This window comes from Pseudomonas sp., from assembly GCF_049590575.1.
Taxonomy (GTDB): Bacteria; Pseudomonadota; Gammaproteobacteria; order Pseudomonadales; family Pseudomonadaceae; genus Aquipseudomonas.
Genome location: NZ_JBAWDE010000215.1, coordinates 1 through 4,682, shown reverse-complemented (window position 1 = coordinate 4,682; position 4,682 = coordinate 1). Strand labels below are relative to the sequence as shown.

General features: G+C 61.1%; 4 protein-coding genes. 2 read left to right on the top strand and 2 right to left on the bottom strand.

The features are described 5' to 3' along the window. A partial coding sequence (locus WBR57_RS14340; protein ID WP_424084377.1) for an aromatic ring-hydroxylating oxygenase subunit alpha occupies positions 1 to 1,293 on the bottom strand: 1,293 nt, incomplete at its 3' end. 282 nt (positions 1,294 to 1,575) lie between these two features. On the opposite strand from WBR57_RS14340, the gene gbcB reads away from it, so the two are divergent. Next, entirely contained in the window at positions 1,576 to 2,676 is a 1,101-nt protein-coding gene (gbcB, locus tag WBR57_RS14335; RefSeq protein ID WP_424084376.1) for a glycine-betaine demethylase subunit GbcB, read from the top strand. A 77-nt stretch (positions 2,677 to 2,753) separates the two neighbouring features. On the opposite strand, the gene WBR57_RS14330 is transcribed toward gbcB, so the two are convergent. Next, a complete protein-coding gene (locus WBR57_RS14330; protein WP_424084375.1) occupies positions 2,754 to 3,794 on the bottom strand; it encodes a threonine aldolase family protein in 1,041 nt (346 codons plus the stop codon). A gap of 90 nt (positions 3,795 to 3,884) precedes the next feature. Here WBR57_RS14330 and WBR57_RS14325 point away from each other — a divergent pair, with 90 nt between their 5' ends. Beyond that, positions 3,885 to 4,613 carry a TraX family protein gene (locus WBR57_RS14325; RefSeq protein WP_424084374.1) on the top strand — a complete coding sequence of 243 codons (729 nt, stop codon included), beginning with the start codon at positions 3,885 to 3,887 and terminating at the stop codon, positions 4,611 to 4,613. Positions 4,614 to 4,682 lie beyond the last annotated feature (69 nt).

The following is a 4,682-nucleotide window of genomic DNA, read 5'->3' as shown; positions in this document are numbered from 1 at the left end:
TTCGTGTACTGCCACACCCTTGAGGTACGGCGCCGGCGCTGCCCCCAGGTTGCTGAGCATGCGCTCGCTGTACCAATCCACAAAGTTAACCACACCAAACTCATAGGTCTTGGAGTACGGCCCGGGCTGGTAGGCGGTGGAGTTGATGCCGCGCTGGTTCTCTTCGGCCAGGCGACGGTCCTGGTCGTTGGTGGCGTCCCATACCTTGCGCATGCGCTCGACGTCGTAGTCCACGCCTTCCACGGCGTCCTTGTGCACGATCCACTTGGTGGTGACCATGGTTTCCTGGGCGCTGATCGGCCACACGGTGAACACGATGATGTGGTCGCCCATGCAGTGGTTCCACGAGTGCGGCAGGTGCAGGATGCGCATCGAGCCCAGGTCCGGGTTTTTGATGCGGCCCATCAGCTTGTTGCAGCCTTGCTTGCCGTCCAGGGTCATCGACACGGTGCCCTTGAGCAGCGGCATGCGCACGATGCGGTTGCGCAGGCCGAAGCTGGCGTGGGCGTAAGGAATCTTTTCCGCGTCCCAGGCGGCGGCGGAGGCGGCGACGTGGTCCTTGAAGGCCTGGTCGGCGCGTGGGTCGGTGACGTCGTCCCATTCCAGCAGGGTTTTCAACAGCTCCGGGTGCGACGCGTTGCAGTGGTAGCACTCGCGGTTGTTTTCCAGCACCAGTTTCCAGTTGGCTTTTTCAAACAAGGTGGTCTGGATCGCCACCTTGGTGTTCTCCATGTCGTACGGTTCCATGTAATGGGTCAGCGTCGACAGGAAGTCATCAATCGCCGGCGGGTTCTCGGCCAGGCTGATGAAGATGTAGCCACCGGCGGTCTTCACGTTCACCGGTTTGAGGCCGTATTGCTTCATGTCGAAGTCGGCGCCCATCTCGGTGCCGGCGAACAGCAGGCGGCCGTCCAGCTCGTAGGTCCACTGGTGGTAGTGGCAGACGAGTTTGGCAACCTTGCCCTTGTCGCTGGTGCACAGGCGCGAGCCACGGTGGCGGCACACGTTGTGGAACGCATGCACCACACCTTCGGCGCCACGGATCACGATGATCGGGTTCTTGCCCACCTGCAGGGTCAGGTAGTTGCCCTTGGCGGGGATCTCGCAGGTCATGCCGGCGATCAACCACTCTTTCTGGAAGATCTCCTGCATGTCGATATCGAACAGCCGCTCATCAGAGTAGAACGGCTGCGGCAGCGAAAAAGTGCGCTCGCGCTCTTGCAGCATCTGCGCGGTGGCCTTGCGTGCGGGTTCCAGCGGATCGCCCAAGCTTAAGGTTGCGGTGACGTCCATCGTATGTGTCCTCAGGGCCATTCTGTGTGGCCGGCGAAAGTGACTAATCAGGTTTGCAGCAAGGCGTAAAGAAAGCGTCGTTGTTGGGAGCGAGTGTGGGGCCGCAGAACAGCAGAACCTTGTCCATTAACGACATGGCCCACTCTGATCCCGACGCGCAACCCCCGTGATATGGGGGCTGGTCGCGATAAGTATGTGAATGTCGCAGATAGGTAAATGGCCGGTTCCGGCGTTACGCAGAATCGCCACCATAAAGCCGAACATCGGCAGTGGAGAGTCAGCATGTCCAACAGCTTCCTGAACCCGGTAACGACCCAGACCTGGGCCAATGGTCGGCACATCGTCCGTTGCGTCAAAGTCATCCAGGAAACCTGGGATGTGCGCACCTTTTGTTTCATGGCCGATCAGCCGATCCTGTTCTTTTTCAAGCCGGGGCAGTTCGTTACCCTGGAGCTGGAGATCGACGGCCAGCCGATCATGCGTTCCTACACGATTTCCAGCTCGCCGTCGGTGCCGTACAGTTTCTCGGTGACCATCAAGCGCGTGCCGGGCGGCAAGGTCTCCAACTGGCTGCACGACACCTTGCATGAAGGCCAGGAGCTGGCGGTGCACGGGCCGGTCGGGTTGTTCAATGCCATCGACTTCAGCAACCCGAAAGTGCTGTACCTCAGCGGCGGCGTCGGTATCACCCCGGTGATGTCCATGGCGCGCTGGTATTACGACACCAACGCCAACGTCGACATGACGTTTATCCACAGCGCGCGCTCGCCCAAAGACATCATCTACCACCGCGAGCTGGAGCATATGGCCTCGCGGATCGACAACTTCAGCCTGCACCTGATCTGTGAAAAACACGGCCTGGGCGAGCCCTGGGCCGGGTATCGCGGTTACCTGAACCAGAAGATGCTCGAACTGATGGTGCCCGACTTCCTCGAGCGCGAAGTGTTCTGCTGTGGCCCCACGCCATACATGAACGCGGTGAAGCGCCTGCTCGAAGCGGCCGGTTTCGACATGACGCGTTATCACGAGGAATCTTTCGGCGCCACGCCACCGGAAGCGCGTGCCGACGCGGTGGAACAAGCCGAACAAGCGGCCGACGCGCCGGAAATCGACCTGGCGGACCTGCATCAAGTGGAATTCATCGCCTCGGGCAAAAGCATCCGCGTGGCGCCGGGCGAAACCGTGCATGCGGCGGCGGCCAAGCTTGGCCTGTTGATCCCGAAAGCCTGCGGCATGGGCATCTGCGGCACGTGCAAAGTGATGAAGCTGGGCGGGGAGGTCGAGATGGAGCACAACGGCGGGATCACCGAGGAAGACGAAGCCGAAGGTTACATCCTGTCGTGCTGCAGCGTGCCGAAGGGTGATGTGCGGATCGAGTTCTGATAGACCAAACCCTCAAACGGGCACGATCAAATGTGGGAGGGGGCAAGCCCCCTCCTACATTGTGTTCAGTGGTGAAGTCAGGCGCCCATCACTTCGCGGATATCCGCCGCCAATTCTCGCACGCGCTCTTCCTCGGTATCCCACGCACACATGAACCGCGCGCCGCCTTTGCCGATGAAGGTGTAGAAGCGCCAGCCCTTGGCCGTCAACGCGGCGATCGCCGGTTCCGAGAGCTGCAGGAACACGCCGTTGGCCTGTACCGGGAACATTAATTCCACACCTGGAATGTCCGCCACCAGGCTGCTCAACAGCTGCGCGCAGTGGTTGGCGTGGCGTGCATGTTTGAGCCAGGCGTCGTTTTCCAGCAGGCCGACCCAGGGGGCAGACAGGAAGCGCATCTTCGACGCCAGCTGGCCGGCCTGTTTGCAGCGGTAGTCGAAGTCTTCAGCCAGCGTGTGGTTGAAGAACAGGATCGCCTCGCCCACCGCCATGCCGTTCTTGGTGCCGCCAAAGCACAGCACGTCGACCCCGGCTTTCCAGGTCAGGTCGGCCGGCGAGCAGCCGAGGAATGCGCAGGCGTTGGAGAAGCGCGCGCCGTCCATGTGCAGGTTCAGGCCCAGCTCCTTGCAGGTGGCGCTGATCGCGCGGATTTCTTCCGGGGTGTACACGCTGCCGACTTCGGTGGCCTGGGTCAGCGTGACCACGCGCGGTTTCGGGTAATGGATATCCTGACGCTTGAGGGCGATCTCGCGGATCGATTCCGGGGTCAGCTTGCCGTTTTCAGTGCGGGCGGTGAGCAGCTTGGAGCCGTTGGAGAAGAACTCCGGCGCGCCGCATTCGTCGGTTTCGACGTGGGCGGTTTCCGAGCAAATCACGCTATGGTAGCTCTGGCACAGCGAGGACAGCGCCAGGGAGTTGGCGGCTGTGCCGTTGAAGGCGAAGAACACTTCGCAGTCGGTTTCGAACAGGTTGCGGAAACCGTCGGCGGCGCGGTGGGTCCATTCATCATCGCCGTAGGCGCGTTGATGGCCCTGGTTGGCTTGTTCCATGGCGGCCCAGGCTTCCGGGCAAATGCCGGAATAATTGTCGCTGGCGAATTGTTGGCTCTTGTCGGTCATGGCCCATTCCTGTGGTCGATGTTGGTGCGCACTGTAACCAAGATTGTTGGGCGTGCGCACGCACTGTAAATGCAAAGTCACTGGGGAATTATGCACGCTACTGAAACGATTCCTGTCGGACGCGTCCGCGATGGCGCCCTCGACCTGCTCAAGTGGCTGGCGCTGCTGAGTATGGTGCTGGACCACCTGCGCTATGTCGGTTTGAGCCTGGATGGCCTGTATGTGCCGGGGCGCCTGGCTTTCCCGTGGTTTTGCCTGGCGATTGCAGCCAATTTGCATCGCGTCAGGAACGCTCCCGTGACCGGCCAGTGGCGTTACCTGGGCTGGCTGTTGCTGTTCAGTGTGATCAGCGAAGTGCCGTATCGGCTGTTTATCGACGACGCCGATACGTTGAACGTGCTGCCGACCCTGGCACTGGGCCTGCTGGTTGCCCGAGGATGGCAGCAGAAGGCGCCTGTTGATCGAGGATTGGCGCTGATCGCTCTGGTGCTGGGCGTGGTGTTTTCCACTCAACTGATGTTCGGGATTTTCGGTGTCTTGCTGCCGCTGGCGATGCTGTTGGTGTTCAGTCGGCCATGGTATTTCAGTGTGTTGCCGGGGTTGGTCTGCGTGGCGGCGAATCAATGGCAGATTTTGCTCAACAGCGGCTCAACCGTGGCACTGAGCGGGTTGGCCGCCTGCCTGATTGCGCCTTTGGCTGGCTTGGTCTTATTGCGACATGCCCAAAACGTCTCGCCGCCCGCCATGCGGCGCTGGGCGTATGCACTCTATCCCGTGCATTTCCTGCTGCTGCTCCTCGTGCGCCACATCATCGCCTAACCCCTGTGGGAGGGGGCTTGCCCCCGATTGCGGTGTGTCAGCCAGCCTAGGTGCAAGCTGATCCACCGC

Excerpts from the sequence above, each read along its gene's own strand:
- gbcB (WP_424084376.1), top strand. The coding sequence starts at position 1,576 with ATGTCCAACAGCTTCCTGAACCCGGTAACGACCCAGACCTGGGCCAAT.
- WBR57_RS14330 (WP_424084375.1), bottom strand. The coding sequence starts at position 3,794 with ATGACCGACAAGAGCCAACAATTCGCCAGCGACAATTATTCCGGCATT.
- WBR57_RS14325 (WP_424084374.1), top strand. The coding sequence starts at position 3,885 with ATGCACGCTACTGAAACGATTCCTGTCGGACGCGTCCGCGATGGCGCC.